Origin of the sequence: Massilia glaciei (assembly GCF_003011895.2) — a bacterium.
Lineage (GTDB): Bacteria > Pseudomonadota > Gammaproteobacteria > Burkholderiales > Burkholderiaceae_D > Telluria_A > Telluria_A glaciei.
This window is the reverse complement of record NZ_PXWF02000202.1, coordinates 1-26,446: the sequence shown is the minus strand read 5'-3', so window position 1 is coordinate 26,446 and position 26,446 is coordinate 1. Positions and strand designations below refer to the sequence as shown.

Below are 26,446 nucleotides of genomic sequence, written 5' to 3'. Positions count from 1 at the left end.
CGTCGTTGCACATAGCCCGCGCTATGGCTGTGCTTGGCGCCTCGATCGGCCACCTTCTGGCGCGCTGCTAGCAGCCTGTCGGACTTAAAGAATCGAAGCGAAAATTCGGCTGAGCGAGGACAGATTTCGACGATTTTGAAGGTCAATAGTTATTCTATTGGCCAAAAAAGCGGCGAAATATGGACCGCTCAGGCGGATTTGCAGCCGATATCCTTCAAGTCCGACAGGCTGCTAGGGCACGTCCGGTAAAGTCTCACCATCTGAGGCGCGCCTCTACAAGCTGCGTCGTTCCATGAGGTAAGATCAAGCACTTCATGGGCGACGAAAGCTTGATCGATGGTCTACGTATATCTGCTGTTGGCGGCGCTGGCCGCCCTCTTTGTCGCAACCCGGCTCGCGCCGGAACTGCTCACGCGCATCGCGATGGGCGCCGAACGGCGTTTTGGCGGGCTGTCGACGCGCACGGCGCGGGTGGGCAGGTTCGACATGCCCTACCTCGAAGGCGGCAAGGGCGAAGCCCTGATGCTGATCCACGGTTTTGCCGGCGACAAAGACAATTTCACCCGCATCGCGCGCCACCTGACCCCGCACTACCGGGTCCTGGTTCCGGACCTGCCCGGTTTCGGCGAAGCGACGCGCGACATCGACGCGAACTATTTCATGTCCGACCAAGTGGGGCGCCTGCACGTGTTTCTGGCCCAGATGGGGGTAAGTCGGGTGCACCTGGCCGGCAACTCGATGGGCGGCTTCATTGCCGCGCAATTTGCGGCGACGTATCCGGAGATGGTCGGCAGCGTGTGGTTGATCGACGCGGCCGGGACCGAAGCGGCGCACGACACGCCGCTGTTGCGCCATTACGAGAAAACGGGCGAGATGCCCTTGCTGGTCAAGGATGAAGCCGGATTCGACGCCTTGATGGCGGCTACGATGCACAAGGTGCCATACTTCCCGCGATTTTTGCGCCGGGTGCTGGCGCGGCGTGCGATCGGCGATTTCGCCTTGCACACGCAGATCCTCCAGCAACTGACGAGTTCGACGCTGCTCGAGGCCCAGTACGCGCCGCAGCCGACGCCGGCGCTGATCGTGTGGGGCGCCGAGGACCGCATCCTGAGTCCGACGGGGGCGGACGCCTTGGCCCTGCTGTTCCCAAATTCCAAGGTTCACATCATCGACGGCCTGGGCCACTTACCGATGCTCGAGTCACCCAAGGCGGTGGTGCAAGAATACCTCGCGTTCCGGCGCACGCTGGTGGCGCCGCTCCCCGTTCCCGCCTGACCCCGGGCTCCTATCCCAGGCGCATCGTTCCACAACCGGGGTCTGACCCCAATGGTGAATTATTTAACAAACGGGGTCAGACCCCGGTTGTGAAATATTACGGAAGAAGATGCCTAAATGCGTTCCTCTATGGGCGCGTTTTTAGGCTGGGAATTTTTCGCCGAAATGTTCCTTAACTGGGGTCAGACCCCGATTGTGACATGTTCACATTTGGGGTCTGACCCCGATAGTGCCGATAGTGGAAGGTTTCCGGGGCGGATGGCAAAACGCGCCCGGGGAGGGCGCGTTTTTTTGCAGATCAGCTTGCGGCGGGCTTGCCGCGCAAGCGGGGCGATCAACGGCGGTTGGCGATTGCCATGCCCAACACCATGCCGATGCCGGCGCCGACCACGCCCGACACCGCAATCGACGACCATGGGTTTTGATGCACGTATTTGTCGGTCGAGGCCGCTGCATCCTTGGCCGAGGTGATCGCCATTTTCTCGAGCTCCTGTGCCTTGCAGATGCTGCTCGACAAAAGGTCCAGGCCCTTCTTGCGCAGCTCTTCCGCTTTTTCACCAGTCGTCGTCTTGGCTTCGTTCAGCGTGCGCTCCGCCTCGTTGATCATCGACTTCATTTCGTTGCCGGCAGTGCTGATGTTCGATCCAAACATGGTTATCTCCTTGGTTGCTAAAATAAAATTCCAGACAGCAAGGATAACCAAGCGCCGCTAATTGTTCTGTACGTTAGCGAACGGATTAAAGTGCTTTTTAGGAAATTGTGCGCGCGAGCTCGCCGCTGTCGATCAGGCCCCGCAGTTCGCTGAAGCCGCCGATCAGGGTGCCCTTCACGAAGATCATCGGGTAAGTCGGCCAGCCGGTCCACATCTTGAGCGCCGTGCGCGCCCGCCACTGGCTCAGGTAGCCGCCGTATTCGAGGTATTTGTACGGGGTGTTGAGCGCGTCGAGCGCCTTGCGCGCCTTGCGCGGGTAGGGGTTCTGGCGCATGCCGACCACCACGATGGCGTTGTTTGCGATGGCCGCCTGCACTTCCTTGACGATGTCGGCGTGCCGCTCGCTGATGTGCTGCCGGATGGCGGGGTGGATCTGGGCTTCGTCGAGGATGCTGCGGGGCATGATGGGGTCCGGTGTGGTGATTGAAACCCACTACGCCCCCCATGGCGGGGCCGGGGACGACGTAGTGGTTGGCGATACTATATATGCAAAGCGTGTCCCAGTGCCCGCAATGCCGCTTCCTGCACCGCTTCGCCCAGGGTCGGATGCGCATGGATGGTTCCGGCCACGTCTTCGAGGCGCGCGCCCAGTTCGATCGAATGCGAAAACGCGGTGCTCAGCTCCGACACGCCGCGCCCGACCGCCTGCCAGCCCACAATCAGGTGGTTGTCGCCGCGCGCGACGACCCGCACGAAGCCGTCCGTGCCTTCGATCGTCATCGCCCGGCCGTTGGCCGCGAACGGGAAGTTCGCCGTGATGCAATCGATGCCGGCCTGCTTCGCCTCTTGCGGCGTCAGGCCGACCACCACGATTTCGGGATCGGTGAAGCACACCGCCGGAATCGCGACCGGCGTGAAGTGGCGCCGCTTGCCTCCGATGATGTCGGCCACCATTTCGCCCTGCGCCATCGCGCGGTGCGCCAGCATCGGCTCGCCCGTGATGTCGCCGATCGCCCACACGCCGCGCATCGATGTCTGGCATTGGTCGTTGATCTTGACCGCGCGTCCGTTCATGTCGAGCAGCAGGCTCTCGAGGCCCCAGCCTTCGGTGCGCGGACGGCGTCCAACCGCCACCAGCACGCGGTCGGCGGCGAGTTCCGATTCGTTCCCGGCGGCGTCGCGCACGCGCACTGCGTCGCCCGCTTCATTCATGCCCAATACGCTGCATCCCAGGTGTGTCTGCACGCCCAGCCGCTTGAGCGAGCTGGCCACCGGTTTGGCCAGTTCGTCGTCGTACGCCGGTAAAATGCGGTCCATGGCCTCGACCACGGCCACTTCGGCGCCCAGCTTGCGGTAGGCGATGCCTAGCTCGAGCCCGATGTAGCCGGCGCCCACCACCACCAGCCGCTTGGGCAGCGTGGCCGGCGAGAGCGCCTCGGTCGCCGACATCACGGCGCCTCCGAATTCCATGAAGGGCAGTTCGACCGCCTGCGATCCGGTGGCCAGCAACAGGTGTTCGCAGCTGATGCGGGTCACTTCGCCGGCGCCGGCCTCCTGCACCTCGACCGTCTTGCCGTCGACGATGCGCGCCCAGCCGCTGAGCACCTGCACGCCGTTTTTCTTGAGCAGGGCGCCGACCCCGCCGGTCAGGCGCTTGACGATGCCGTCCTTCCATTGCACGGTGCGCTCAAGATCGATGCGCGCCTTGTCGACCGAGATGCCGAGCGGCGAACCGTCGGCGTAGTGGCACACCTTGTCGTATTCCTCGGCCGCGTGGATCAGCGCCTTGGAGGGGATGCAGCCAATGTTGAGGCAGGTGCCGCCAAGGCGCTCGCCCTCGACCAGCATGGTGGGAATGCCCAGTTGCCCGGCGCGGATCGCGGCCACGTAGCCGCCAGGGCCGCCGCCGATCACGAGCAGTTTTGTTGTTACCGATTTCATTGACTACTCCACAAACAGGGTGGCCGGGCATTCCAGATAGCCGCGGATCATTTGCACGAACTGCGCCGCGTGCATGCCGTCGACGACCCGATGGTCGAACGAGGACGACAGGTTCATCATCTTGCGGATGACGATCGCGCCGTCGCGCACCATCGGCCGTTCGACCATGCGGTTGACGCCCACGATGGCGACCTCCGGATGGTTGATGATCGGCGTGGTGACGATGCCCCCCAGCGCGCCAAGGCTGGTGATGGTGATCGTCGAACCCGACAACTCCTCGCGCAGCGCCTTGCCGACGCGGGCCGCCTCGGCCAGGCGCGCCACCTCGGCCGCGCTCGACCATGGATCGCGCGCCTCCGCATTGCGCACCACCGGCACGATCAACCCGGCGTCGGTCTGGGCGGCGATGCCGATGTGGACCGCGCTGTAGAGCGTGTTGATGTTGGCCTCGTCGTCGAAACGCGCGTTCATCTGCGGGAAACTGCGCACGCTGAGGACCACGGCGCGCATCAGCAGCGGCAGGATCGTCAGGCGGCCGCGTTCCTTGCCGTAGCGCGTGTTCAGTTGCGTGCGCAGCGCTTCGAGTTCGGTGACGTCGATTTCCTCCACATACGTGAAGTGCGGGATGCGCCGTTTTGCGTCCTGCATCTTTTGCGCGATCTTGCGCCGCATGCCGATCACGGGCACCGCGGTTTCGCCGTCGAGCGTGGCGTAGCGGTTGTCGCCGGCGCCACCCGCGCCACCCGCGCCACCGGCGCCGCGCGCAACGTAGTCGTCGAGGTCGGCGTGCGTGATGCGCCCGGCCGGGCCGCTGCCGAACACGAACTGCAGCTCGATCCCGAGGTCCCAGGCGCGCTGGCGCACGGCCGGCGCGGCCAGCGGCTTTTCGCCCGCCGCCCGGCTAGCTTGCGTGACGAGGCTTTTCGCCGGCGCCGACTTGGCCACCGGTGCCGGGGCGACCGGCGCCGCCACAGGGGCGGCTTCGACCACCGCGGCCGCGGCCACGGCAACGGGCGCCACCACCGGCGCCGCGGCGGCCGCCATCGTGCGCGAGTTCTGTTTGACCGCGCTCTGGTTGCCTTCGCCCTCGACCTCGATCAGGATCAGCGCCGCGCCGACGGCGAGCGCCTGGCCCAGCTGGCCACCGAGTTCGATCACGGTGCCGGCCACGGCGGACGGGATTTCGACCGTCGCCTTGTCGGTCATGACATCGGCCAGCACCTGGTCTTCGACCACCACGTCGCCCGGCTTGACATGCCAGGCCACGACTTCAACTTCCGCAATGCCTTCGCCCAGATCGGGCATTTTAATTACATGTACGCCCATATCAGGCCTCCATCGCACGTTTGAATGCGGCACCGACGCGGTCGGGGCCGGGGAAGTAAGCCCATTCCTGCGCATGCGGGTAGGGGGTGTCCCAACCGGTCACGCGCTCGATCGGCGCTTCCAGTTCATAGAAACAGTGTTCCTGCACGAGCGCCGCAAGTTCGGCGCCAAAACCGCTGGTGCGGGTGGCCTCATGCACCACCACGCAGCGGCCGGTCTTTTTGACCGAGGCGACGATGGTGTCGAGGTCGAGCGGCCAAAGCGTGCGCAGGTCGATGATCTCGCAATCGATGCCGGTCTCCTTGGCGGCCGCCTCCGACACGAACACCATGGTGCCGTAGGTGATCACGGTCAGCTCGGTCCCCGGGCGGAACACCGACGCCTTGTCAAGCGGGACGGTGTAATACCCCTCGGGCACCTCGCCCATCGGGTGCTTCGACCACGGCACCACCGGCTGGTCGTGGTGGCCGTCGAACGGGCCGTTGTAGAGGCGCTTGGGTTCGAGGAAGATGACCGGGTCGTCGTTCTCGATCGAGGCGATCAGCAATCCCTTGGCGTCGTACGGATTCGACGGCATCACCGTGCGCAGGCCGCACACATGGGTGAACATCGCCTCCGGGCTCTGGCTGTGGGTCTGGCCGCCGTAGATGCCGCCGCCGCAGGGCATGCGGATCACCATCGAGGCGGTGAACTCGCCGGCCGAGCGGTAGCGCAGGCGCGCCGCCTCCGACACGATCTGGTCCGAGGCCGGATAGAAGTAGTCGGCGAACTGGATCTCGACCACGGGGCGCAGGCCGTAGGCGGCCATGCCGACCGCGGTGCCGACGATGCCGCCCTCGGAGATCGGCGCGTCGAACACGCGCGAGCGCCCGTACTTGGCCTGCAGGCCGTCGGTGCAGCGGAACACGCCGCCGAAATAGCCCACGTCCTGGCCGAACACGACCACGTTGTTGTCGCGCTCGAGCATGACGTCCATGGCCGAACGCAGGGCCTGGATCATGGTCATCGGCGCGGTTACCGCATTTTTCATTCGTTCCACGATCACACCCCCAATTGTTGACGTTGCTGGCGCAGGTGCTCGGGCATCTCTTTATAGACATCCTCGAACATCGACGCCGCGCTTGGAATGCGGCCGTTGGCCAGCGTGCCGGAACTCTCCGCCTCTTTTTGGGCGGCGATGATTTCAGCCTCGAGCTCCTTGGTCGTCGCCTCGTGCTCCTCGTCCGACCACAGGCCCAAGAGCGTGAGGTGCTTGCGCAGGCGCGCGATCGGGTCACCCAGCGGGAAGTACGACCAGTCGTCGGTGGGGCGGTATTTGCCCGGGTCGTCCGAGGTCGAGTGCGGGCCTGCGCGGTAGGTGACCCATTCGATCAGGGTCGGTCCGAGGTTGTTGCGGGCGCGCTCGGCGGCCCACTTGGAAGCCGCGTGCACGGCCAAAAAATCGTTGCCGTCGACCCGCAGCGCGGCGATGCCGCTGCCGACGCCGCGCGCGGCGAAGGTGACGCTCTCGCCGCCGGCCAGCCCCTGGAAGCTCGAGATCGCCCACTGGTTGTTGACCACATTGAGGATCACCGGCGCCTGGTACACGTGGGCGAAGGTGAGGGCGGTGTTGAAGTCCGACTCGGCGGTGGCGCCGTCGCCGATCCAGGCCGAGGCGATTTTCGTGTCGCCCTTGATGGCCGAGGCCATGGCCCAGCCGACCGCCTGCACGAACTGGGTCGCGAGGTTGCCCGAGATGGTGAAGAAGCCGAGCCGGCGCACCGAGTACATCACCGGCAGCTGGCGCCCCTTGAGCGGGTCGGCCTCGTTCGAGAGCAACTGGCAGATCATCTCGACCATCGGCGCCTCGCGCGCGAACAGCAGGCTTTGCTGGCGGTAGGTCGGGAAGCACATGTCGCCGTCGACCAGCGCGAGCGAATGGGCGGTTCCGATCGCCTCCTCGCCGAGGCTGGTCATGTAGAAGGACATTTTCTTTTGGCGCTGGGCGATGACCATGCGGGCGTCGAAGATCCGCGTTTTCATCATGGTGCGCATGCCGAAGCGCAGCAGTTCGCTGTCGACCTCCTCGGCCCACGGGCCGACCGCGTTGCCTTCGTCGTCGAGCACGCGGATCAGGCTCGAGGCGATGTCGGCGGTTTCGGACGGCAACACATCGATCGGCGGCCGGCGTACCTTGCCGGCGTCGCTTAATTGTAGGTACGTAAAATCAGTCTTGCAACCGGGTCTGCCTGTAGGCTCCGGGACGTGCAGTGTCAGAGGCTTACTCTGGCTCATGGGACTTCCCCTTGGTAAGGTTATGTGCGGCGCAAGCATAGCAAAATTCGCACGTCGGGGACATGAACTCGGTAACATTATTTATACTGCACTGCAATATCTTGTGGGCGCCTTGGCCTGCGCAACCCTTATTCGTTGATTTGCAGCGGCGCGTTCGGGATCGCCCCGAACACGTCGGGCGCGTACATCGCCTCGACCCGCGTCGGCGGCAGCACAAACGTGCCCGCGTTGTTGATGCGGATCGTGTACCGCTGGCTGAAGCGGCCGCGCGGGATGTGCCGGTAATAGCTGCGGTAGCGCGTGAAGTTGCGTTCCTCGTAGGCGGGCCGGGGCCCGCCGCTCTGTTCACCTTTGGTCGCGCCGGCCGCGTCGCGCCCCAGGCCCGAGCCCATGATGCTGGCGCCGGCCGGCACCGGGTCGTCGAGCACGACCCAGGTCATGTCGGCCTGCGCGTCGACATCGACGCTGACGCGCCAGAGGTCGCCGACGCTGATCCGCCCCGGCACCCTCTGCTGTACCGGGGTCATCGATTTTTCGATCCGGTAGCCGGCCGACTGCGGCGCGAGCAAAGGCACGGCCGCCAGCGCCTGGACCGTGACCCAGGGCTTGCCGCCGCCGGCATGGGCCAGGCGCAGCTCGAACGGGCCTTGCGCCAATGGCAGCGTCATGGGGGCCGGCTGGCCCGCGTCCCATTGCACCGCCTTGGGCGGCGATTGGGACGATGCGAGCGTGACCCCGGTGCGGCCGGTGACCGCGGCCGCTTCGAATTGGCCGGCGAACTGCTTGATCGCCAGCGTGCCCCAGACATTGGCCACGGTGCTGCTCCAGGCGCCGCCTTGCTGGCGCCCGAGCAGGCCGCCGGCGATGCGCGGCAAATCGTCGCGCCACGGGGGCAGGTCGCGCACGGCCAGCAGCAGGCGCGCCGCGTCGACGTCGCCATTGCCCATCAACCACCACCAGTGATCGCGCTTTTCGCTCGAGAACACCGTGCGCGTGCCCTGGAAGCCCAGGCGCGCGCGCAGCTGGTTTTCGGCCTGTTCCTGCAAGGCGCGCGCGTTGGGGATGCCTTCGACACGGCGCAGCACATTGAGCCAATCGGTGAGCATGGCGACGGTCCATTCGTCGGGGTCGATTCGGACGCCGGCCACCATCGCCGCGCTCGCCCGCGCGTGCCGGGACAGCACCGCCACGGCGGCCAGCCTGCGCGCCGTGCTGTCGTCGCGCGGCGCCCAGTGCGCGCGTTTGATCTTCGATTGCGCGAACGCTGCCAGGCCTTCGAGCATGCGTGTGCGCTCTGTGTCGGGGATGGCCCAGCCGGCCTCGTGCGATAGCGCGAGCAGGTAGGCGCTCAGGGTGTCGCTGCCGTCGGCGCCGCCGGACGCCGGCACCGGGAAGTACGAGGCCAGGCCATCGGCGTCCAGGTACTTGGGCAGTTCGGCCATGACCTTGCCCCAGGCGCTTTGGTCCGGCAGCCCGAATGCGACCGAGGCGCGTTGTTCGAGGCACTGGTAGGGGTAGCGTTCGAACCAGCGCCGCACGCCGGGCATGCCTCCGGCCAGGCTGGCCTGGAACGCGATGTTGAGCGAACCGCTGCCGGCGAGGGCGTCCCGGGGCAGGGCGAGCGGGATCGCGAAGGCCCCGTCGAGCTCGCGAAGGGTCGCCGCCTGCACCGTCACCGGGGTGGCCGGGGCGATGCTCTGGCTGACCGCGAGCCGGTCGCCGTTGCCCGGTTTGCCGGCCTCGGTCGCGCCGAGCTGCCACGCGAGCGCGGCGCGACCCTCCGGAATGTCGACCATCCACCTGACCACTTGCGACGCGCCCGGCGCGAGCGTGATGCTGCGTGTCGGCAGCGGCGCGACGCCCTCGGCCCTGGCCGAGACGTCGAGCGTGAGGGCGCGCTTGGCCGCGTTGCGCACGGTGACCATCGCCTGCAGCCGGTCGCCGGCATGGACCACCGGCGGCAGGCCCGAGCTCACCTGCACGTCCTGGGCGACGTCGATGTTGATGCTGCCATTGCCGAAGTAATTGCTGCCGACGCTCGCGACGGCGACCAGACGGAATCGGGTCAGGGCGTCGTTGAGCGGCACTTCGATGACTGCCTCGCCGTTGCCGTCGAGCGCGATCGCGGGCTCCCACAGCAGAAGATTGTCGAGCAGGGCGCGCAGGGCGGGGGCCCGGTCCTTGGGAGCGGGCGGCAAGACTGGTTCCGAAGCGTCCGACGCGGCGACCCGGGACCCGGTGACAATGACCGACCTTTTCAACGACATCGCGCTCTCAAGGACTGCGGGTGCGCCTTTTTGAATCCGCGCGATCGATTCGAGCACGCGCTGGATCGCCCGTTGTTGCTGCTGCTGCGGCGTATGGCCCATCGGCAATGCCAAGGGCGTGTGGGTCGAGACGTTGTAGAAGCGCCCATGGATCAAGCTTGCCAGCAATTGCCACGATGTATTGTCCTTCAAGGCCAGCAAGGCCTCGTCGACCGCAGCGAATGCCACCGTTGTTCCGGGCGGTACTTTTTTCCCGTCCGGCATGGCCACATGGATGCGGACTTTGTCGCGTTCGCGCGGCGCGTAGCCTGGCTTGTCGCTCTTGAGTGTGACCCGCAGCGCGCGGTGGCGCATGCCCACCTTGAGGTTGAGCGCGCCCCAAGCGTGGTCGGGCCTGGCGCCGGGGTCCGCCATTGCCGCCTGCGTCAGCGGTGCGATCGCCAGCACGGAGACGAACACGTTCGGCCCCCAGGCCGGCAGGATCGGCAGCGCGATCTGCGCCCGCGGGCCCGCAAGCGCGATGACGCGCGTCTCCATGACGCCCTCGCGTTCGACCGCGAGCAGGGCATTGGCTTTAGCGAAGGGCACATCGATGCGCAGCCGGGCCGTTTCGCCCGCTTGGTAGAGCGCGCGGTCGGCACGCATGAACAAGTCTTTTCCCGCGCTTGGGCCGGCCCCGACCCGCGTCTCGACGGCGACCGTCGCGGCCCGGCCGTCGGCGTCCTGCGTGTGCGCGGTGAATTCATACGCTCCCGCCGCGTGGAACCGGTACGGGCACTCGAGGATGCCGAGGGCATCGCTGCGGCCCTCGCAGACGATCCCAAGCGCGTCATACGATGTGGTCGCGTTCCGATGCTGGCCGTCGCCGGGCCGGGCGCGGCGCGCCGAAATACGCAGCGCCTGGCCGGATTGGCGCGCACCCTTGGTATCGAGCGCGAGTGCTTTGAGCAGCAGCGGGCGTCCGATCTCCGGTTTTCCATGTGCTGCCAAACCGACCCGAATCGCCGCCGGCCACACCGTGGCTTGCTCACCGAGCATTTGCTGTTCCCCGTTCGGGTCGGCGTAAGTGAGTTCGAGCAGCAGATTGTAGGGATAGTCCTTGCGCGGCAGCGACGGCAAGGCGAGATTGACGGATCCCCCGGCGTTGAGCGTCAGCTCGCGTTCGTCGAGCGTCACGATGCTGTTGCGGTCCTTCCAGTCGGGGGCGTCGACATACCAGTCCGACGCGCTTATCTTGTAGCCGTATTCCGTCTTTTCCCGTGTGGGTGTGCGGTTCAGCGTGGCGCGCATGCGCACCGGCCAGCCTTTCGCCGCGCCGCCGTTGGCGTGGCGCAGCGACGCCTCGATCGTCGGCGCCTGTCCGGACAGCACGGGCAATCGCGCCGGCGCCACGCCGATCCGCCCGGCCATCAGCGGCTGCCGGAAAGCGGCCACGGTGAAGCCGCCGTTGTATTGATCATTCCTGTCGTGCTTGGCGGGGTCCTCGGACAGCAAGATCGCGTAGTCGCCGAGCGTGGCATCGGGCGCAAGCGCAAAGCGCGATGCGGCGGCGGAACCGCCCCGTCCCACACGAGGGGGATGCTCCATCTCTTATCGCTCCCCAGATGGGAGAGCACGACAAAGCCGGGAAGCTTGTCCCTCGGCACAAAATCAAGGCCGTCCTTGCTTTCCTGGCGCAGGAAGTGGCGCATCGACACCGTTTCTCCGGGCCGGAACAGGGCGCGATCGAGTACGGTATTGGCCCGGTGGACGGTTGCGTAGCCATGGCGGTAGCCGCCCCCGCCCTGTATCGCGTGCCTCCTCGGGTCGGCCGCGTCGGCCCAAGTGCTCAGGCTGAAAGAGACGTCCTCGTTTCCCTTCGCATCGCGGTGCCTGGCAACAACGCTGTGCCGTTCGCCATGGCGCCCGCATTCGGGCAGGGCCACGTTTATGCGCGCGATGCCGTGGCGATCGGTCTTGCCGCGCCAGACGATTTGTTGACCGCAGTCATACAGGCGCAGCTCGGCGCCGCCCATCGGCGCGGCGGTGTCGAGCGTCGTGACCCAGGCCACGCTGCCCTGCCGGGCCAGCTTGAGATGGACCGCCATGTTCGTCACCAGTACCGCGGCCCGGCTGAACAAGGGGCCGCCGGCTTCGCCTTGCGCCGCGGTTTTCATCTCCAATAAATGCAAGCCGCGGCCGCTCAGCTTCAGTCGCGGTTTCCACACATCGGCAGCCGGGCCGGCAGCCGGGCCGTCGGGCAGCGCGCGCGCGCGGCGCCGCCTACCCGTCCAGCAGCGAAGCGCGCGCGTGGGCCAGCGATCCGTCGCGGTGGACTTGGTCGGAAGGCGCCATTTGATAGGCTTGCATCCAGCGCAGCATGTCCTGGTCGGCCCGTTGCTGGTCGCTCCCGGCGCCGACCAGCAGTTCACGCATGGCGAGCGGGCGCGCCCCGTGGGTAAACAGCAATCCGGCGGAACTGTCGGCGTCGCGCGCGACGGCAAACGACGGTCCGCTGAATGTGGCGGTCGGAATGTGCGCACTCGTAAGCACGCCCGCCGGCAGCCCCCAGGGTGGCGCGGTCCGGCCCTCGCGGTCGGCTATGCCCGCCGGATAGCTGATCGAAAACCGCGTGTCATGGCGATGCGGTCCCGCGAATGTCAACTTGCTGACCGGGCTTCCATGCCCGTGGAAGTGGCCGACGCGGGCCGCGCCGGCGCGCGCGCCATCGGGCGAGGACAGCCGTATGGCCGCCAGGAATGTTTCGGAAACCTCCGCGTTGAATATGAGCTCGATCGGTTCGTAAGGCGTGCACGCGCCGGTCGCGGGAACGGACTGGCAACTGATGGTGGCAGCAAAAGCGGGGCGTATCTTGAATTTGGCAAGCGCGGGTTTGAGGCCGCCGCGATCCATTCCGATCCGTATCGTCGCGCCGCTCGGCAGCGGGCGCGGGCAACGCACCGCGAGGATCGCCGCGTCGGCGTCGAGCTGGTCTTTCCACTGAGCGCCGAGCGCGGCCCGCATGGTCGCAGCCCGGTCCTGAACGACCACGCTCTCGTGTGCCTGTATGCCCCAATCGCAAAAAAGGGCCGGCTTGAAGGATTTGAGCGGCCGGCTGAAACGCAACAAGAAGGTCTGGTCCTCGGCGGCTCGTTGCCAGTGCTGCGGGTGCTGGCCGACGATCCGCAGCGTTTGCGCTTCGCTGAGCGCGGGCAGCTTGAAGTCGAAGCGCCGCTCGCCCTGCACGGGCTTGCCGGCAAGCGTGCGCAGCCCGGCTTTGAGATTGAACACGCAGCTCAGGGCGTCGCGCTTGATCTCGTCCGCCTTTGGGCGCACATCCCATACCCAGTTGCGCTGGTCGACCCAGTGTCCGTGGCCGTCGAGGGCGCAGTCGATCTCCAACGGCGCGCCGGCGCGGGTGTCGCCCATGCCCACCATCGGATCGCTGAAGCTGGCCCTGACCTGGTCCACCTCCTGCACCGCCGCGCGCGGGGAGAACGTCGCCACCGTCGCCGCCGATGCCGGCATGGTGAGCAGGGTGAGCAGGGTGAACAGGGTGGGCGGGGCGAGGACGAGGAGGCGGCAAGTGCGGAGGCGGCTGGACATTTTCTGGACTTGAAAAAGAGGTAAATCAAGTATAGCCGGTAAATAATTGCTAATTGTCAATAATATGTAATGAAAAAGCGTTGGGCCTGCCAAAGCGTGCAACTGCACTATAATTCGTTTCATTCACTCCGTGCAGTTACACCTATTTCGGTTTCGACCATGAGCGCAACTCCCGAAAGCCCGCTGGGCTGCACCTGCTTCAAGCTGCGCAAATTGACGCGCACAATGTCACGCGTGTACGACCAGCACCTGGCCGCGGTCGGCCTCAAGACCACCCAGTACTCGCTGCTGGCCAACGTGGCGCGCGCCGCCTTGCCGGTGGCCGAGCTGGCCGACATCCTGGCGACCGAGCGCACCACCCTCACGCGCAACCTCAAGCCGCTGATCGAAGCCGGCTGGGTGACGCTCAACCCGGGCGCCGACGGGCGCGTGCGCATGGTCACCATCACCCCGGCCGGGCTGGCCAAGGTCAAGAGCGCCAAAGTGGCGTGGCGCGCGGCCCAGGACGAAACCGAACGGCTGCTCGGGCGCGATGCGGTGCGCGCCCTGCACCACCAGCTCGACGCCACGCTGACCCGGCTGCTTCCCCTGCTCGACGGCCAACACCATGCAAAACCAGCCTGACACGACGCCGCGCGCCGCGTGGCTGTTGATCCTCGCGGCCTCCGCGATCTTGATGATCACCATGGGCGCGCGCCTGACCACGGGCTTGTTCATGTCGCCGATTACCACCTCGACCGGCCTGGGCATCGCCTCGATCAGTTTCGCGCTGGCGATCGGCCAGTTCGTCTGGGGCGCGGTGCAACCGGTGTTTGGCGCGGTGGCCGACAAATACGGCGCGCTGCACGTGATCATCCTCGGCGCGCTGCTGCTGGCGCTGGGCATGGCGCTCACGCCGTTCGCCAGTTCGCAGTGGGGCCTGATCATGACCATGGGCGTGCTCTCGGCCGCCGGCGCGGGGGCGGGCAGCTTTTCGATCCTGATCGGCGCCACGGCGCAGCGCCTGCCGGCGGCGCGGCGCCCGTTCGCGGCGGGCTTCATCAACGCGGGCGGCTCGTTCGGCCAGTTCGTGTTCGCGCCGCTGATGCAAGCCATTATCAGCAGCGCCGGCTGGATCGTGGCCATGTTCACCATGGCCGCCACCACGCTGCTCACGATTCCGCTCGCATGGCCGCTGCGCCGCGGCGCCGGCCTGCCGAAGGCGGCGGGCGTGGCCGCGCCCAGCCCGGCCGGGCCGCCCGGCATCGGGCTTTGGGCGCAGATCAAGATCGCCATGCGCGAGCGCAGCTACCTGTGCCTGCACGCGGGCTTCTTCACCTGCGGTTTCCACATCGCGTTTTTGGTGACCCATCTGCCGGGCGAGGTCGCCCTGTGCGACCTGTCGGCCGGCGTGTCGGCGACCGCGCTGGCGCTGATCGGCTTGTTCAACATCGCCGGCAGCCTGGCCGCCGGCGCGCTGGGCACGCGCTACCGCATGAAGTCGCTGTTGGCGCTGATGTACGGCAGCCGCGCGGTGATGATCGTCATCTACCTGCTCGCGCCCAAGACGGCGCTGACCTTTTACGTGTTCGCGGCGGCGCTCGGCTTCACCTGGCTGGCCACGGTGCCGCCCACGGCCGGCCTGGTCGGCAAATTGTTCGGCATGCGCTACCTGTCGACCCTGTTCGGAATGACGCTGCTGTCGCACCAGATCGGCGGCTTTTTCGGCGCCTGGCTGGGCGGCCTCGCGTTCGTCAACTTTGGCAATTACAATTGGATGTGGTACGCCGACATCGCGCTCGCCATCGCCGCCGCCTTGGTCAACCTGCCGATCCGCGAGGCGCATGTGATGCGCCCGCTGCCGGCCCCACCAGTGAAAGTTTGAATCATGGCACGTGATATTTACGCCTACCGCGAAGTGGCGGTCGAATCGATGCTTGACGCCCGCAGCGGCGCGCTGCGCATCCGCCCCATGGCGGGACAGGCGTTCGCGCCGAGCTTGTCGGTGCAGTGTTCGCGCAACATGGTTGATCCGGCGCTCTATCCGGCGGGCACCAGGTTCCTGCTGTCGGCCAAGCTGACCGACCGCCAGGGCGGCCCGCCGTTTTTGTACGCCTACCATGGCGATCCGGTGCACGTGCTGACACCGGCGCAGGCGAAAAAATTCCTGGCCGAGTTCCGGCGCGGCAGGATCTGACGGCGCCGGCGTGCGCGCATGGTGCGCGCATAAGCATGCGAAAATGGTTACTATGAAGACCTTCATCCTGAAAGGTCCGACATGGCAACGAGAAAAATCGCGGTACTGGTAGGCAGTTTGCGCAAGGAGTCGTTCACCCGCAAGGTGGCCAAGGCATTGGTGCTGCTCGCGCCGTCGACGCTCGAACTCGAGATCATCGAGATCGGCCAGCTCGAGATGTACAACCAGGATGACGACCCGTCGCCGCCACCGACCTACGTCGAATTCCGCGAAAAAATCAGCCAGTTCGACGGCATCCTGTTCTGCACGCCCGAATACAACCGCTCGGTCCCCGCCGTGCTCAAGAACGCGGTCGACGTCGGTTCGCGCCCGCCTGGAAAAAGCGTCTGGAGCGGCAAGCCGGGCGGCATTGTGAGCGTGTCGCCGGGCGCGCTGGGCGGCTTTGGCGCCAACCACCATCTGCGCCAGTCGCTCATGGCGGTCAACGTGCCGACCATGCAGCAGCCCGAGGCCTACGTCGGCAACGCGGGCAAGCTGTTCGAGGGGGCCGAGTTGATCGACGAGGCGACCACGGTCCACCTGCAAAAATACATCGACGCCTTCGCCACCTGGGTCGAGCGGCACGCCGACTGAGAGGCTGAGAGTCTTTCGATCATGCCCGCTCAGCACGCCAGAAAGCGCCAGTTCGTCGTTGCAAATGCTCGCCATAGCCCGCTATGGCTGTGCTTTGCGCCTCGATCTGCCGCTTTCTCGCGGGCTGCTTGGACACGCCCGAAAAACTCTCAGCCTCTGAGCGCCCGGCCTCTCAGACCTCGGTCCCGCGCCGGCCGCGCAAGACGGTTCCTGCGGCCATGGGGGAATGCGGCTTGTCATCAATGCTTAAATATCAACATTGAGAAGCGCGCTCAACGGGCCATGTGCGACGGGCTGCGCAATTGGGCCGTCGAAACGTCGAAAATGGACCGCGGAAACCGACGATTGCGCCATGACCGCCACGTGGCCAGCCCTGGCACGACCTGAACACCCGGCCGGGCAAGGGCTTCGCGCTGTCGATGCCGCGTGTTATTGTGCAAACGTCCGGCTGCGCCGCAATTTCCACCGTCCACCATGCCTAGAACAAGCGCGATTCCCAGCACCCTCAAAAAGAAGGCGAAAGAATTCGGCAAGCCCCAGTCCGGCTTTCGGCTGCACCTCTACACGATCATTTTCGAGGCCGACACCAAGGCCGGGAAGCGCTTCGACGTCGCCATCGTCATCGCCATCCTGTTGAGCATATCGGTCGTGCTGGCCGGCAGCGTGCCCCAGATCGACGCGCGCCACGGGCGCACGATGGACATCCTCGAATGGGGCTTCACGCTGTTGTTCACGGCCGAATACATCGCGCGCCTGGTCTGCGTGCGCCACCCCTTGCGCTACGCCACCAGTTTTTTCGGCATCATCGACCTGCTGTCGATCCTGCCGACGTATTTTTCTCTTTTCGTGCCCGAGGCGGGCGCGCTGCTCGATGTCCGCATCCTGCGCCTGCTGCGCATCTTCCGCATCTTCAAGCTGACCTTGTATCTGGACGAGTACATGATGCTGGGCGAGGCGCTGCGCGCGAGCGGGCGCAAGATCCTGATCTTCCTGTCGGTGGTGCTGATGGCGGTGCTGATCCTGGGCACCATCATGTACGTGGTCGAGGGCCCCAAGAGCGGTTTCACCAGCATCCCCATCGCCATGTATTGGGCCGTGGTGACCATGACCACGGTCGGTTACGGCGACATCGTGCCGCAGACCGGCGTGGGCAAGGCCATCGCCTCGTTCATGATGTTGCTCGGCTGGGGCGTGCTGGCGGTGCCGACCGGCATCGTCACCGCCGAGATGACCTCGCAGCGCATGGGGCGGCGCGCTCCGACCACGCGCACCTGTCCGGAATGCCTGACCGAGGGACACGAGGCCACCGCCCGCTTCTGTAAAAATTGTGGGGCGGAATTGCCTCCGTATAGATACGAGCCCGTATAAGACGAAACGCCGGGCCAATCGGCCCGCGTTTGCGCTTTGGATGGACACGATTGACCAATGTCATGGGGCGCTGAGCCCATTACCTTAGCCTTGAAGACCGTGCTGAAGCGATGCTGGTTTTTAGACAAATCAGCGAGCAAATCGTTTTTCACACGCACGCGCTGTGGCAACGCGACAAACGGCATCGGTACGACCGCCCCGCTCGTTACGGACCGCAATTTCTTTCTTCGTTTTAAATTCTTTGAGGCTAATTCCATGTATCCATTTTCCCAGTCTGTTACCCCAGCCGTCCGTAGCCACATGGACGCGCAGATGTCGTTTATCAACGACATGTCCAAATCGCTGTTCCGCTCGTTTCAACAACTGTGCGACCTGAATATCCAGTTGACCCAGACCATGCTCGAAGAGTCGACCCTGGCCACCCAGCAAGTGCTGACCGCCGACCGCCAGACCGATGTGATTGGTGCCGCCGCATCGCGCGCCCAGCCAGCAACGGAAAAGCTGCGCGCCTATCAGCAGCACATCTCGCGCGTCGCCGCTGATGCGCAAATCGACCTGGCCCGCGTGACCGAGCAGCATATCCAGGAAACGAGCCGCACCGCGCGCGAACTGGCCGACGAAGTGGCGCGCGTGGCCAGCGAAGAGACCGAGCGCAGCATGCGTTCGCAGCAAGAAACCATGCGCAAGTTCAGCGATCCTTTCCAAACCGGCGCATCGCAAGGCCGTAGCGGCAACGGTTCGGCCGGCGCCAGCATGCAAAGCTCCGGCGGCAGCCAAAGCGAAATGCAAGGCAGCATGCAAGGTTCCATGAGCGGCCAAGCTGGCCAAGCCGGTACCTCCGGCAAGCCAGGCACCAGCCCACGCAAGGAGTAATGTGTAGCCTGGCCGCTTAGGCGCCAGGCGCCATGTAGTCATGAAATCGCAGCCCGCCATGTCAACAGCATGGCGGGCTTTTTCGTTTCCGTTTCACCGTTCTCGCTTCACCGTTTCCGCTTCACCGTTTCCGCTTCTCCGTTTCCGCTTCACCTCAAAGGGCCGGCGCGCCCGGGGCCGCAGGCGCGGCGTGCGCAGCCGGTGCCGGCGGGGCGGCTTTGGCGTGCGTAGCCGGTGCCGCGTTGCGCGGCAGCCCGAACAGCGGGCGCAGCAACGCGCTGCGGCGCGCCAGTTCGAACAGGGCGAAACTGATCGCTAGGGTCAGCACAAACAAAACAAACGCTTCGATCGCCGGGGCCAGTTTGGCCGGTTTGATCAGGTGCGCGATTCCCACAATCAGCGTCTGGTGCGCGATGTACACCGGAAAAGCTGCCTGCGTCAGATAGCGCCGCGCGGCGCTGTCGAATGCGAGGTGGCGGTGCGCAAAGCCGCAGACGGCGATGATCGCGCTCCATTGGCACAAGGCGTAGACCAGGCGTTGCAGCGCGCCCTCGAGGCCGTCGTAGGCGCGCATTGGTTCAGGCAGCGAGTAGTAGATGGTCATCGCGGCCCAACAGGCGAGCGCCGTGCCCAGTGCGGTCCAACGCAAGCCGTCGAGGCGGGCCCAAAACGCCGCTTGCCGCGACAGCAGGGCGCCCAGCAGAAACAGCACGAAATAATTGGCGTGGTTGTACCAATCGTCGATCAGGGCGTGGGTCGTGGGAAAGCGCGCGTGCATCACGACGCGGGCCAGGCCGAGTGCAACGAGCGGCAGCACGAAGACGCGCCAGCCGACCAGGCGCCGGGCCAGGGCATCAGAGAGCGCGTCGAAGCGCGCGCCCAGTGGCAGCATCAAGGCCCCGAGCAGCAAGGTGTAGACCCACAGGTAGGCGACGAACCACAGGTGGTTCCAGGTCGGCAGGATCAGGCATTCGGTGGGCGCGCTGCAAAAGCCGCCGTAGGCACCCAGATAGAGGCGCAGGAAATCGCCGTAGGAACCGGCATAGGCGAGCTTTTCGACGACCTCGAAGTAGGACTGGGGCGGCACGATCACCAGCATGCCGAACAGCAGCGGCACCAGCAGGCGCGCGCTGCGTTCGCGCATGAAGCGCAGCGCGCCCAGTTTGGCCAGCATGAAGCGCGCGCCGACGCCCGAGATCAGGAACAGCAGGCCGAGCCGCCAGGGCGAGGACAGCAGCATCAGCGGTTCGATGGCGTCGCTCTTGGCGGCGCTCTTGACGTGCCAGTCCCAGCTCACGTAGTACATGCCGATGTGATAGACGATCAGGACGAAGAAGGCGAGGATGCGGACCCAGTCGAGGAAATACAGACGGGTCGGGTGGTGATGTGCTTGCATGGCGGTCGGCTCTGGAAGTGGGAACAGCGTCCAGAGTAGGGCCGCCGCCGGGCGCGGGCGAGCGCGATGTGGCCGGATGGACCCGCCGTGGGGCGGGGCGGATTTGGCCGTTCGTGTCTTCGTCGCCGCCGGACCGAGGAAAGAAGCCCTACCTCGGGAAGCCCTACCTCGGTCGCCTCCCGCACAAGATCGCGCACCCGCGCTGGGAAAAGCTATTTTTTTACTTTGGTACCGCTGGCAAACAACTCAATCTTTCGCGTGGGGCCCGACACGATGAGCAGATCGGCAGATTGCACCGATGTCTCCGGGGTGGCATGCTGGAAGTCGGTGTTTGCCCGCTTGACGCCGACGATGGTCACCCCAAATTGCTCACGCACGCGCGATTCGGTCAGGGTCTTGTCGTGGGTCATCACGGGGGCGTGGATCTTGGCGATGGCGAAACCGTCATCGAATTCGATGAAATCGATCAGTCGGCCCGTGATCAGATGGGCGACCCGCTCCCCCATGTCCGCCTCGGGCGTGACCACATGATGGGCGCCCATTTTTTTCGCAAGCTGTCCGTGGTCGCGGTCAAGCGCCTTGACCCAGATGTCCTTGATCCCCAATTCGGTCAGCACCATCAGTGTCAACAGGCTCGAGGCGATGTCGCCGCCGATGGCGACGATCGCGTGCGAAAAATCGGCGGCGCCCAGTTGCAGCATCACGGCCTCTTTGGTCGAATCAGCCTGCACCGCGTGGGTCAGCTTGTCCGCCCACAGTTGGACCCGTTCGCCGTTGGTGTCGACGCCCATGACGTCGTGGCCCAAGCGGACCAGTGACTGGGCCACGGAACTGCCGAAGCGGCCCAAGCCGATCACCAAAACACTGTCGCCCGCCGAAAACGCGAACTGCTCTGTAAAAATTCTACCCAACAATTGGATGCTCCTCAGGATAGCGATACGGCATGCGCCGTTCGCCGAGTATAAGTGATGTCGCCAGGGTGATCGTCCCTATGCGGCCCAGGTACATCAGTACAATCAGCACAAACTGCCCCACGGCCGGCAGTTCGGCGGTGATTCCCGTCGATAGTCCAACGGTGCCGAAGGCGGAAATCACTTCAAAAATGATGCGGTCGGTCGGGGCGTCGCTGACCGATAAAAGCACCATCGTGCCCAGGATGACCATTGCGCCGCCGAGCACCAGGACCGTGATCGCCTGCCGTTGCGCCGCTGTGCCAACACGGCGGCCGAACGCCTCGCTGTCCGGATGGCCGCGTATCTCCGCCACGACAAGCAAGAACAGGATCGCCACGGTGCCCACTTTTACGCCGCCCGCGGTGCCTGCGCTGCCCGCCCCGACGAACATGAGCAAATAGTGGAGGGCCCAGGTTTCCCGGCTGGCGACGGCGAAATCGATGGAATTGAAGCCGGCGGTCCGCGCCGATACCGAGGTGAACGCCGCCGACAAAACCTTGTCCGGAAGCGACATCACGCCAAGGGTTTTTGCGTTGGACCATTCAAAAACCAGGACCCCGACAAAACCGAGCAACAGCAGCACGCCGGTGACCGCGAGCGTCAGCTTGGTGTGCAAGGACCAGCCGCGCGGCGATCTGGCCTTGTCGCGCAGATCCATCAACACGGGAAAGCCTATGCCGCCGATAAAAATCGCCAACATCAGTGGCAGGAGGACCAGCGCGTCGGGGGCATAGCGCATGACGCTGTCGGCGTGGATCGAAAACCCGGCGTTGTTGAAAGCCGAAACGGCATGGAAAAGCCCGCTCCAGGCGGCCTTTTGCCATTCCAGTCCATAGCCGAAATGGAAGCGCATCGTCAGCACCAGCGCGACAATCAACTCACACGCGATGGTCACAGCCAGCACCAGCTTTGCGACGTTGGCAACGTCGCCCAATCCCAATGAATGTGTCTCCGTCTGGGTGATGAGTTTAAGGCGCAACCTCGGCGAGCGGTTCACCATCAAACCGAGCAGTGTCGCACCCGTCATCATTCCAAAGCCGCCTATCTGGAACAGCAGCATGATCGTGCCCTGTCCCGCCGAAGACCAATAGGTGCCGGTGTCGACGACGGCCAGTCCCGTGACGCACACCGCGGAGACGGAGGTGAAGAGCGCGACCAGGAAGGGCGCCGAGCCCGCCCCGGACCGGGCAAACGGCATCATCAACAAAAGCGTGCCGATCAGGATGGCCACAAGAAACGCGAGCGCGACTATGCGCGCGGGGTGGAGTAGTCGTTGTTTTATCATTTTTTTATTGTTCTTTGGTCAGTCGGCGTCGCAAGTGCAGGGACGTCCTGGGCCCGCGCTGAGATCAATCCCTGTCGCAGGTGTCGGATGCGGTGGGACCATGCCGGGACCATGCCGGGCCTTTTTTTGGTACGCGCCGCACGCGCTCAAACGGTAAAGGGGGAATCGATCGCTCAACGGCGATCGTAATGTAACAGAATCCCCGCGCACAATTCGTTCCAAATGGCAAATATGGCATGCGAACCGGCCGCTTCGGGACGTCGATGATCGGCAGTTGGATTTTTGCGTCCGACATTCCCCGTTTCCGCCGTCCGCCCCGCCTACAACCTCGCGATCAGCGCCGACCGGTACTGGCGGCTGCAGGGGACCAGCGCGCCGCCGCTGAGCAGCAATTCGCAGTCGCCTTTGTCGAGCGCGATGATGCGTTCGACGCACGCGAGCCGCACCGCCGCGCGGCGGTGGCAGCGCATGAAGCCGGGGCCCAGTTTGTCGAGCAGTCCGGCCAGCGTCTGGCGCATCAGCGGCTGCTCGTGCGCGCAATGGAGCACCACGTAATTGTCGGCCGTCTCGATCCAGCCTATCTGGTCGACCCGCACGATGCGGGTCACGCCGCGCTCGGTCACGAGCAACTGGCGCACCGGCTGGCCGGTGTCGGGCGCCATGCCCAGCCGGTCGGCCGGCGCGCCCGGCCGCAGCCGCGCGCGCACCCGCGCAAGCGAGCGGCGCAGGCGTTCGCGGTCGTAGGGCTTGAGCAGGTAGTCGATCGCGTTGGCGTCGAAGGCGCTGATTGCGTATTGGTCGAACGCGGTCACAAAGACGATCAGCGGCACCGGCGCCGGCAGCGAGGCGGCCAGCTCGATGCCGCTCACGCCGGGCATCTGGATGTCGAGGAACACCACGTCGGGGGCGCTGGCGGCGATCTGCTGCAAGGCGTCGATGCCGTCGCGCGCCTCGGCCACTTCGGTGACGTCGGCCTCGAACGCGAGCAGGCGGCGCAGCTTGTCGCGCGCGGGGGCCTCGTCGTCGACGATCAGCACGCGCATGGCAGCCGCATCTCGGCGCGCACGCCGGCGGGTAGTAGTTGGCTCAGTTCGAGGGTGGCGCCGGCGCCGTGCAAAAACGCGATCCGGGCGCGCACGTTGCGCAGCCCGATGCCCGGTTCCTCGTCGCCTGCCAGCGTCCCGCTGTCGTCGTCGAGCCGCACCAGCAGCGAGCCCGCCCGGCAGCTGGCCGAGATCACGATGTTGGTGCGCTCGCTGCGCCGTTCGACGGTGTGTTTGAAAATGTTCTCGAGCAGCGGCTGCACGCTGATCACGGGGACGGCGCAGGCGAGGGCGCTGTCGTCGATGCGCCAGTCGATTGCCACCCGGTCGCGATAGCGCTCGGCCATCACGCGCGCATAGGCGCGCGCGAGCCGGATCTCGGTCGCCAGCGGCGCCTCGTGCAGCTCGCCCAGTTCGAGTGTGGTGCGCAGCACGTCGGCCAGCTCGATCAGGGTGGCGTCGGCGCGCTCGACATCGGAATGCATCAGGGACGAAATCGTATTGAGCGCGTTGAACAGGAAATGCGGTTGCATCTGCTGCGTCAGGCGTTGCAATTGGGCCTGGCGCAGCAGCGAGTTCGATTGCTCGACCCGCAGTTTTTCCTCGAGCAGTTCGCGGTACGACAAGACGCCGAAGCGGATCACGATCAGCAGTCCCACGAACACCGAAATTTTGAGCGACTCGTAGACGAAGGTGTCGAGCCAGGGTTCGTGTTGGTAGACCTGGCCAGCCAGGGCGTAGACCCCGTGGCGCATGCCGAAGGCGAGCGGCACGAAGGCGACCCAGTACATCGGCAGCCAGAGCGCCTGGCGCGCGAACCAGCGCCAGGGCGTGGCCAGCAGCGCGTCGTGGGAGCGCGTGAAGTGGCGTTGCAGCAGCAGCAGGGCGGTCCCGGTGAGCAGCGACGAGGTCTCCCACAACACGGGCTGCCACAGGTGTTGGCCGTGGTCGCGCAGGTAGTCCTGGATCGCGACGCACACCATCAGGGTCCAGAACAGGAGCCAGGACAGGCCGAACACGAGGGCGGTGCGCTTGCTTGGATTCATGTGTCCGATGGGCTGGTTCATTCTTCGGCGTCGGCGTCTTCGCTGACCTTTTCGGTGCGTTCGGCGTCGAGCTTGGCCTTGAGGGCGCCGGCGCCGGCCATGAACTGGTCGACGCTGTGGTCCGGGCTCATGCGCAGCGACGGCGGCAGCAGCAGCGACATGTACAGGTTGTCGCCAAACTGGCCGCGGCGCTGCTCGTTGCCGATCAGGGTCAGTCCGGCGGCGAGGATCGCGAACAGCAGGCACACGTTGGCGAAGCGGCGCGGGTGGTGCGGCTTGACCGTGCGCAGGTGGAAGAACACCATGCCGGCGCCGAGCGCGATCGCCACGATCGAGCCGAAGCGGGTGAGCGATTCGAGCGAGAACGCGTACGCCGTCATGCTCGCGGCAAATTTATACAGCGTGACGGCGGCCATGCCGCAGGCGAGGATGAACAGGTGGCGCCCCATGCGCGCGTGCTGCCCGAACAGGCGGTTGGCCAGCGCCCAGGCGCCGCCCCAGATCAGGCCGAGGCCGACGCCGAACGCGATGGTCTGCAAATAGCGCTGCACCCGGAAGGTCTCGGTGTCGGCGAGCCAGACCGTCAGCACCGCCACCAGCGCGATGATGACCAGCCCCACCAGCCCCGGGTAAAAACCCTCCCAGTTGTGCATGGTGCGGTCGACCAGCTCGGTAGGGACCGGAAAGTCGGCGGCGCGCACGCGCAGGCTGGTGTGCCCCATGCGCACCACCGTGTCGCCGGTCAGCACCACGCTGGCGAGCCGCCGGCCGCGGTGGACCACGCCGTTGCGGCTGCCCAGGTCGCGCAGTTCGAGCTGGCCCTCGGCGTTCAGGTCGACCAGCGCGTGGCGCGGCGCGGCGTGGGCGTCGTCGACGATGATGTCGTTGTCGTAGCCGCGGCCGATCCGGATCGGCAGCGTGCCTACCTGCTGGCGGTGCAGCACGTCGCCATTGCGCGCGAGCGTTTCGATAAAATACGGGCCGCTCATTTTTTGGCCCCGCGCGCCATCGCGTCGAGGAAGGCGCGGGTGGTGCGCATGCCGTTCTCGAACGAGACGCCGGAGACCTCGAGCCGGCTCTGGAAGGTCGCCTTGGCGTCGTCGGTGCTGGCGCTAAGGAGCACGAAGTTGTACAGGCCGGCGAACTTGCGGTAGGCGCGCACGCACATGACGGCGCGCAGCGGCAGCGAGTTGGTCTTGATGAAGCGCTCGGTGCACGAGGGCGCGGTCAGGCGCGGGCCCTTGCCGTTGCCGACGCTCCAGTCCTTGAATATCTTGCTCGCCAGCGCAGCGAAGCGGACCTGGTCGAGGCTTTCGGAGCGCACGTAGTGATGGGTGATCGACAGTTGGCCGGTCTGCTGGGTGTCGGACACGTAGATCGCCGACTCCATCGAGCAGCTCATGGTGTCGGCGGTGAAGGTCGCCTCGGCCTTGACGTTGGAGCGCCCCCAGCAGCGCATCTGCCCGGACTCGCGCACCGGCGCCAGGTACGGACCCATCGGCTTGAGCGTGAGCGGGGCGTCGAGCAGGCGGTCGATCATGCCGCGCTGGTGGGCCAGCAGCTGGCGCCCGATCAGGGGATTGAAATCCTTGGGCGGCGCGGGCGCCGCCGCGACCCTGGCCAGCAGTTCCTGGGCGTAGCGCACCGGCACCAGAAAGCTGACCAGCTCGCCGTCGCGCCGCTTCGACACGTTCACGCCCGCGACCTCGCCGCCGGCGGTCACGCTGGGCCCGCCGCTCATGCCCGAGTTGATCGGGCCGGTGAACATGAGCTGGTCGTAGAAGCTGCGCGTGACGACGCCGTTGTAGGCGCCCTCGGAGATCGCGAAGCCGAGGTCGAGCGGGTTGCCGAGCGAGTACAGGTACTGGCCCTGGGTCAGCTTGCCCGGTTTTTCGGGGATGGTGAACACGCCCGTGCCCTTGCGGTTGATGCGCACCACGGCCAGGTCGTGCAACACGTCGACGGCGAGCAGCTCGATCGGGCCGCTCTTGCCGTCGGTGTCGACGTATTGGCCGACGTAGACGTCGGGGTCGAGCGCCATTTGCGACACCACGTGGTAGTTGGTCAGCACCAGGTTGCCGGTGCCGACCAGGAAGCCCGAGCCGACGGTCGACTGGGTGCGCCCGTTTTTGAGCAGCATGCGGATCTGCAGCAGGTCGGCGCGGGCCGTCGAATACAGCTTTTGCGCGGCCGAGGAGGGCGGCGGCAGGGTGGTGCTGGCGTCGGCCTGGATGTCGGGCGCGGGGTCGGCGGCGCCGGGGATGGCTGGGGCGGCATCGGCCGGCAGGACGGTTTGCGTCGCCGCGAGCGCCGCCGCCGGCGCGCTGGCCGCGGGCGCGCTGGCGGCCGGCGC

At 65.8% G+C, this 26,446-nt stretch carries 22 protein-coding genes and 1 pseudogene; 7 read left to right on the top strand and 16 right to left on the bottom strand.

Annotated features, from left to right (window positions below):
• Positions 1-336: 336 nt before the first annotated feature.
• Positions 337-1,275 carry an alpha/beta fold hydrolase gene (locus tag C7C56_RS12180; protein ID WP_106757661.1) on the top strand — a complete coding sequence of 313 codons (939 nt, stop codon included), beginning with the start codon at positions 337-339 and terminating at the stop codon, positions 1,273-1,275.
• Positions 1,276-1,609: 334 nt separating this feature from the next.
• On the opposite strand, the gene C7C56_RS12175 is transcribed toward C7C56_RS12180, so the two are convergent.
• From C7C56_RS12175 to C7C56_RS12135, 9 genes and pseudogenes are all read right to left on the bottom strand, one after another.
• Positions 1,610-1,927 (bottom strand): ElaB/YgaM/YqjD family protein, encoded by a 318-nt coding sequence (locus C7C56_RS12175; protein WP_106757660.1) that lies wholly within the window; start codon positions 1,925-1,927, stop codon positions 1,610-1,612.
• Positions 1,928-2,024: 97 nt separating this feature from the next.
• Positions 2,025-2,390 carry a glutaredoxin domain-containing protein gene (locus C7C56_RS12170; RefSeq protein WP_106757659.1) on the bottom strand — a complete coding sequence of 122 codons (366 nt, stop codon included), beginning with the start codon at positions 2,388-2,390 and terminating at the stop codon, positions 2,025-2,027.
• 77 nt (positions 2,391-2,467) lie between these two features.
• A complete protein-coding gene (gene lpdA / locus C7C56_RS12165) occupies positions 2,468-3,868 on the bottom strand; it encodes a dihydrolipoyl dehydrogenase (RefSeq protein ID WP_106757658.1) in 1,401 nt (466 codons plus the stop codon).
• Positions 3,869-3,871: 3 nt separating this feature from the next.
• Entirely contained in the window at positions 3,872-5,194 is a 1,323-nt protein-coding gene (locus tag C7C56_RS12160) for a dihydrolipoamide acetyltransferase family protein (protein WP_106757657.1), read from the bottom strand.
• 1 nt (position 5,195) lies between these two features.
• Positions 5,196-6,224: an alpha-ketoacid dehydrogenase subunit beta gene (locus C7C56_RS12155; protein WP_106757656.1), complete on the bottom strand. Its 1,029-nt coding sequence runs from the start codon at positions 6,222-6,224 to the stop codon at positions 5,196-5,198.
• Between the two features lie 11 nt (positions 6,225-6,235).
• Positions 6,236-7,468, bottom strand: a complete 1,233-nt coding sequence (locus C7C56_RS12150) for a 3-methyl-2-oxobutanoate dehydrogenase (2-methylpropanoyl-transferring) subunit alpha (RefSeq protein WP_106757655.1) — start codon at positions 7,466-7,468, stop codon at positions 6,236-6,238.
• 128 nt (positions 7,469-7,596) lie between these two features.
• On the bottom strand, positions 7,597-11,322 hold the full coding sequence (locus C7C56_RS29840) for an alpha-2-macroglobulin family protein (RefSeq protein ID WP_106757654.1): 3,726 nt from the start codon (positions 11,320-11,322) through the stop codon (positions 7,597-7,599).
• Positions 11,323-11,576: 254 nt separating this feature from the next.
• Positions 11,577-11,822 (bottom strand): annotated as a pseudogene (locus tag C7C56_RS30700) (hypothetical protein); the annotation flags it as partial.
• A 175-nt stretch (positions 11,823-11,997) separates the two neighbouring features.
• Positions 11,998-13,320: a hypothetical protein gene (locus C7C56_RS12135; RefSeq protein WP_106757653.1), complete on the bottom strand. Its 1,323-nt coding sequence runs from the start codon at positions 13,318-13,320 to the stop codon at positions 11,998-12,000.
• A 159-nt stretch (positions 13,321-13,479) separates the two neighbouring features.
• On the opposite strand from C7C56_RS12135, the gene C7C56_RS12130 reads away from it, so the two are divergent.
• The 6 genes from C7C56_RS12130 (at position 13,480) to C7C56_RS12105 (ending at position 18,370) form a co-directional block, all read left to right on the top strand.
• Positions 13,480-13,944 carry a MarR family winged helix-turn-helix transcriptional regulator gene (locus C7C56_RS12130; protein WP_181373145.1) on the top strand — a complete coding sequence of 155 codons (465 nt, stop codon included), beginning with the start codon at positions 13,480-13,482 and terminating at the stop codon, positions 13,942-13,944.
• Positions 13,928-15,184 (top strand): MFS transporter, encoded by a 1,257-nt coding sequence (locus C7C56_RS12125; protein ID WP_106757652.1) that lies wholly within the window; start codon positions 13,928-13,930, stop codon positions 15,182-15,184. Before C7C56_RS12130 ends, C7C56_RS12125 begins: the two co-directional genes overlap by 17 nt.
• Before the next feature lie 3 nt (positions 15,185-15,187).
• Entirely contained in the window at positions 15,188-15,496 is a 309-nt protein-coding gene (locus C7C56_RS12120) for a hypothetical protein (RefSeq protein WP_106757651.1), read from the top strand.
• Between the two features lie 81 nt (positions 15,497-15,577).
• The gene (locus C7C56_RS12115; protein ID WP_106757650.1) at positions 15,578-16,129 is read left to right on the top strand and encodes an NADPH-dependent FMN reductase; all 552 of its coding nucleotides are present in this window, start codon (positions 15,578-15,580) and stop codon (positions 16,127-16,129) included.
• Between the two features lie 474 nt (positions 16,130-16,603).
• Positions 16,604-17,497, top strand: coding sequence for an ion transporter (locus tag C7C56_RS12110; RefSeq protein ID WP_106757649.1), 894 nt, complete (start codon positions 16,604-16,606; stop codon positions 17,495-17,497).
• Between the two features lie 99 nt (positions 17,498-17,596).
• Positions 17,597-18,370 carry a phasin family protein gene (locus tag C7C56_RS12105; RefSeq protein WP_229458740.1) on the top strand — a complete coding sequence of 258 codons (774 nt, stop codon included), beginning with the start codon at positions 17,597-17,599 and terminating at the stop codon, positions 18,368-18,370.
• A 154-nt stretch (positions 18,371-18,524) separates the two neighbouring features.
• Here C7C56_RS12105 and C7C56_RS12100 read toward each other — a convergent pair whose 3' ends face one another.
• The 7 genes from C7C56_RS12100 to C7C56_RS12070 all read right to left on the bottom strand — a co-directional run.
• Positions 18,525-19,766 (bottom strand): acyltransferase family protein, encoded by a 1,242-nt coding sequence (locus C7C56_RS12100; RefSeq protein ID WP_106757647.1) that lies wholly within the window; start codon positions 19,764-19,766, stop codon positions 18,525-18,527.
• A gap of 212 nt (positions 19,767-19,978) precedes the next feature.
• Positions 19,979-20,677 carry a potassium channel family protein gene (locus tag C7C56_RS12095; protein WP_106757646.1) on the bottom strand — a complete coding sequence of 233 codons (699 nt, stop codon included), beginning with the start codon at positions 20,675-20,677 and terminating at the stop codon, positions 19,979-19,981.
• Positions 20,670-22,004 (bottom strand): TrkH family potassium uptake protein, encoded by a 1,335-nt coding sequence (locus C7C56_RS12090; RefSeq protein WP_106757645.1) that lies wholly within the window; start codon positions 22,002-22,004, stop codon positions 20,670-20,672. The genes C7C56_RS12095 and C7C56_RS12090 overlap by 8 nt, the downstream gene beginning before the upstream one ends.
• Before the next feature lie 320 nt (positions 22,005-22,324).
• Positions 22,325-23,047 (bottom strand): LytR/AlgR family response regulator transcription factor, encoded by a 723-nt coding sequence (locus tag C7C56_RS12085; protein ID WP_106757644.1) that lies wholly within the window; start codon positions 23,045-23,047, stop codon positions 22,325-22,327.
• Positions 23,035-24,114 carry a sensor histidine kinase gene (locus C7C56_RS12080; RefSeq protein WP_229458733.1) on the bottom strand — a complete coding sequence of 360 codons (1,080 nt, stop codon included), beginning with the start codon at positions 24,112-24,114 and terminating at the stop codon, positions 23,035-23,037. Before C7C56_RS12080 ends, C7C56_RS12085 begins: the two co-directional genes overlap by 13 nt.
• On the bottom strand, positions 24,111-25,082 hold the full coding sequence (locus C7C56_RS12075; RefSeq protein WP_106757642.1) for an FHA domain-containing protein: 972 nt from the start codon (positions 25,080-25,082) through the stop codon (positions 24,111-24,113). The genes C7C56_RS12080 and C7C56_RS12075 overlap by 4 nt, the downstream gene beginning before the upstream one ends.
• Positions 25,079-26,446 (bottom strand): S1 family peptidase (locus C7C56_RS12070; RefSeq protein ID WP_229458732.1); only part of this gene is annotated, 1,368 nt, incomplete at its 5' end. The genes C7C56_RS12070 and C7C56_RS12075, both read right to left, overlap by 4 nt.

Excerpts from the sequence above, each read along its gene's own strand:
- C7C56_RS12155 (WP_106757656.1), bottom strand. The coding sequence starts at position 6,224 with ATGAAAAATGCGGTAACCGCGCCGATGACCATGATCCAGGCCCTGCGT.
- C7C56_RS12120 (WP_106757651.1), top strand. The coding sequence starts at position 15,188 with ATGGCACGTGATATTTACGCCTACCGCGAAGTGGCGGTCGAATCGATG.
- C7C56_RS12100 (WP_106757647.1), bottom strand. The coding sequence starts at position 19,766 with ATGCAAGCACATCACCACCCGACCCGTCTGTATTTCCTCGACTGGGTC.
- C7C56_RS12150 (WP_106757655.1), bottom strand. The coding sequence starts at position 7,468 with ATGAGCCAGAGTAAGCCTCTGACACTGCACGTCCCGGAGCCTACAGGC.
- C7C56_RS12110 (WP_106757649.1), top strand. The coding sequence starts at position 16,604 with ATGCCTAGAACAAGCGCGATTCCCAGCACCCTCAAAAAGAAGGCGAAA.
- C7C56_RS12130 (WP_181373145.1), top strand. The coding sequence starts at position 13,480 with ATGAGCGCAACTCCCGAAAGCCCGCTGGGCTGCACCTGCTTCAAGCTG.
- C7C56_RS12180 (WP_106757661.1), top strand. The coding sequence starts at position 337 with ATGGTCTACGTATATCTGCTGTTGGCGGCGCTGGCCGCCCTCTTTGTC.
- C7C56_RS12115 (WP_106757650.1), top strand. The coding sequence starts at position 15,578 with ATGGCAACGAGAAAAATCGCGGTACTGGTAGGCAGTTTGCGCAAGGAG.
- C7C56_RS12090 (WP_106757645.1), bottom strand. The coding sequence starts at position 22,004 with ATGATAAAACAACGACTACTCCACCCCGCGCGCATAGTCGCGCTCGCG.
- lpdA (WP_106757658.1), bottom strand. The coding sequence starts at position 3,868 with ATGAAATCGGTAACAACAAAACTGCTCGTGATCGGCGGCGGCCCTGGC.
- C7C56_RS12085 (WP_106757644.1), bottom strand. The coding sequence starts at position 23,047 with ATGCGCGTGCTGATCGTCGACGACGAGGCCCCCGCGCGCGACAAGCTG.
- C7C56_RS29840 (WP_106757654.1), bottom strand. The coding sequence starts at position 11,322 with ATGGAGCATCCCCCTCGTGTGGGACGGGGCGGTTCCGCCGCCGCATCG.
- C7C56_RS12160 (WP_106757657.1), bottom strand. The coding sequence starts at position 5,194 with ATGGGCGTACATGTAATTAAAATGCCCGATCTGGGCGAAGGCATTGCG.
- C7C56_RS12125 (WP_106757652.1), top strand. The coding sequence starts at position 13,928 with ATGCAAAACCAGCCTGACACGACGCCGCGCGCCGCGTGGCTGTTGATC.
- C7C56_RS12170 (WP_106757659.1), bottom strand. The coding sequence starts at position 2,390 with ATGCCCCGCAGCATCCTCGACGAAGCCCAGATCCACCCCGCCATCCGG.
- C7C56_RS12075 (WP_106757642.1), bottom strand. The coding sequence starts at position 25,082 with ATGAGCGGCCCGTATTTTATCGAAACGCTCGCGCGCAATGGCGACGTG.
- C7C56_RS12080 (WP_229458733.1), bottom strand. The coding sequence starts at position 24,114 with ATGAACCAGCCCATCGGACACATGAATCCAAGCAAGCGCACCGCCCTC.
- C7C56_RS12135 (WP_106757653.1), bottom strand. The coding sequence starts at position 13,320 with ATGTCCAGCCGCCTCCGCACTTGCCGCCTCCTCGTCCTCGCCCCGCCC.
- C7C56_RS12175 (WP_106757660.1), bottom strand. The coding sequence starts at position 1,927 with ATGTTTGGATCGAACATCAGCACTGCCGGCAACGAAATGAAGTCGATG.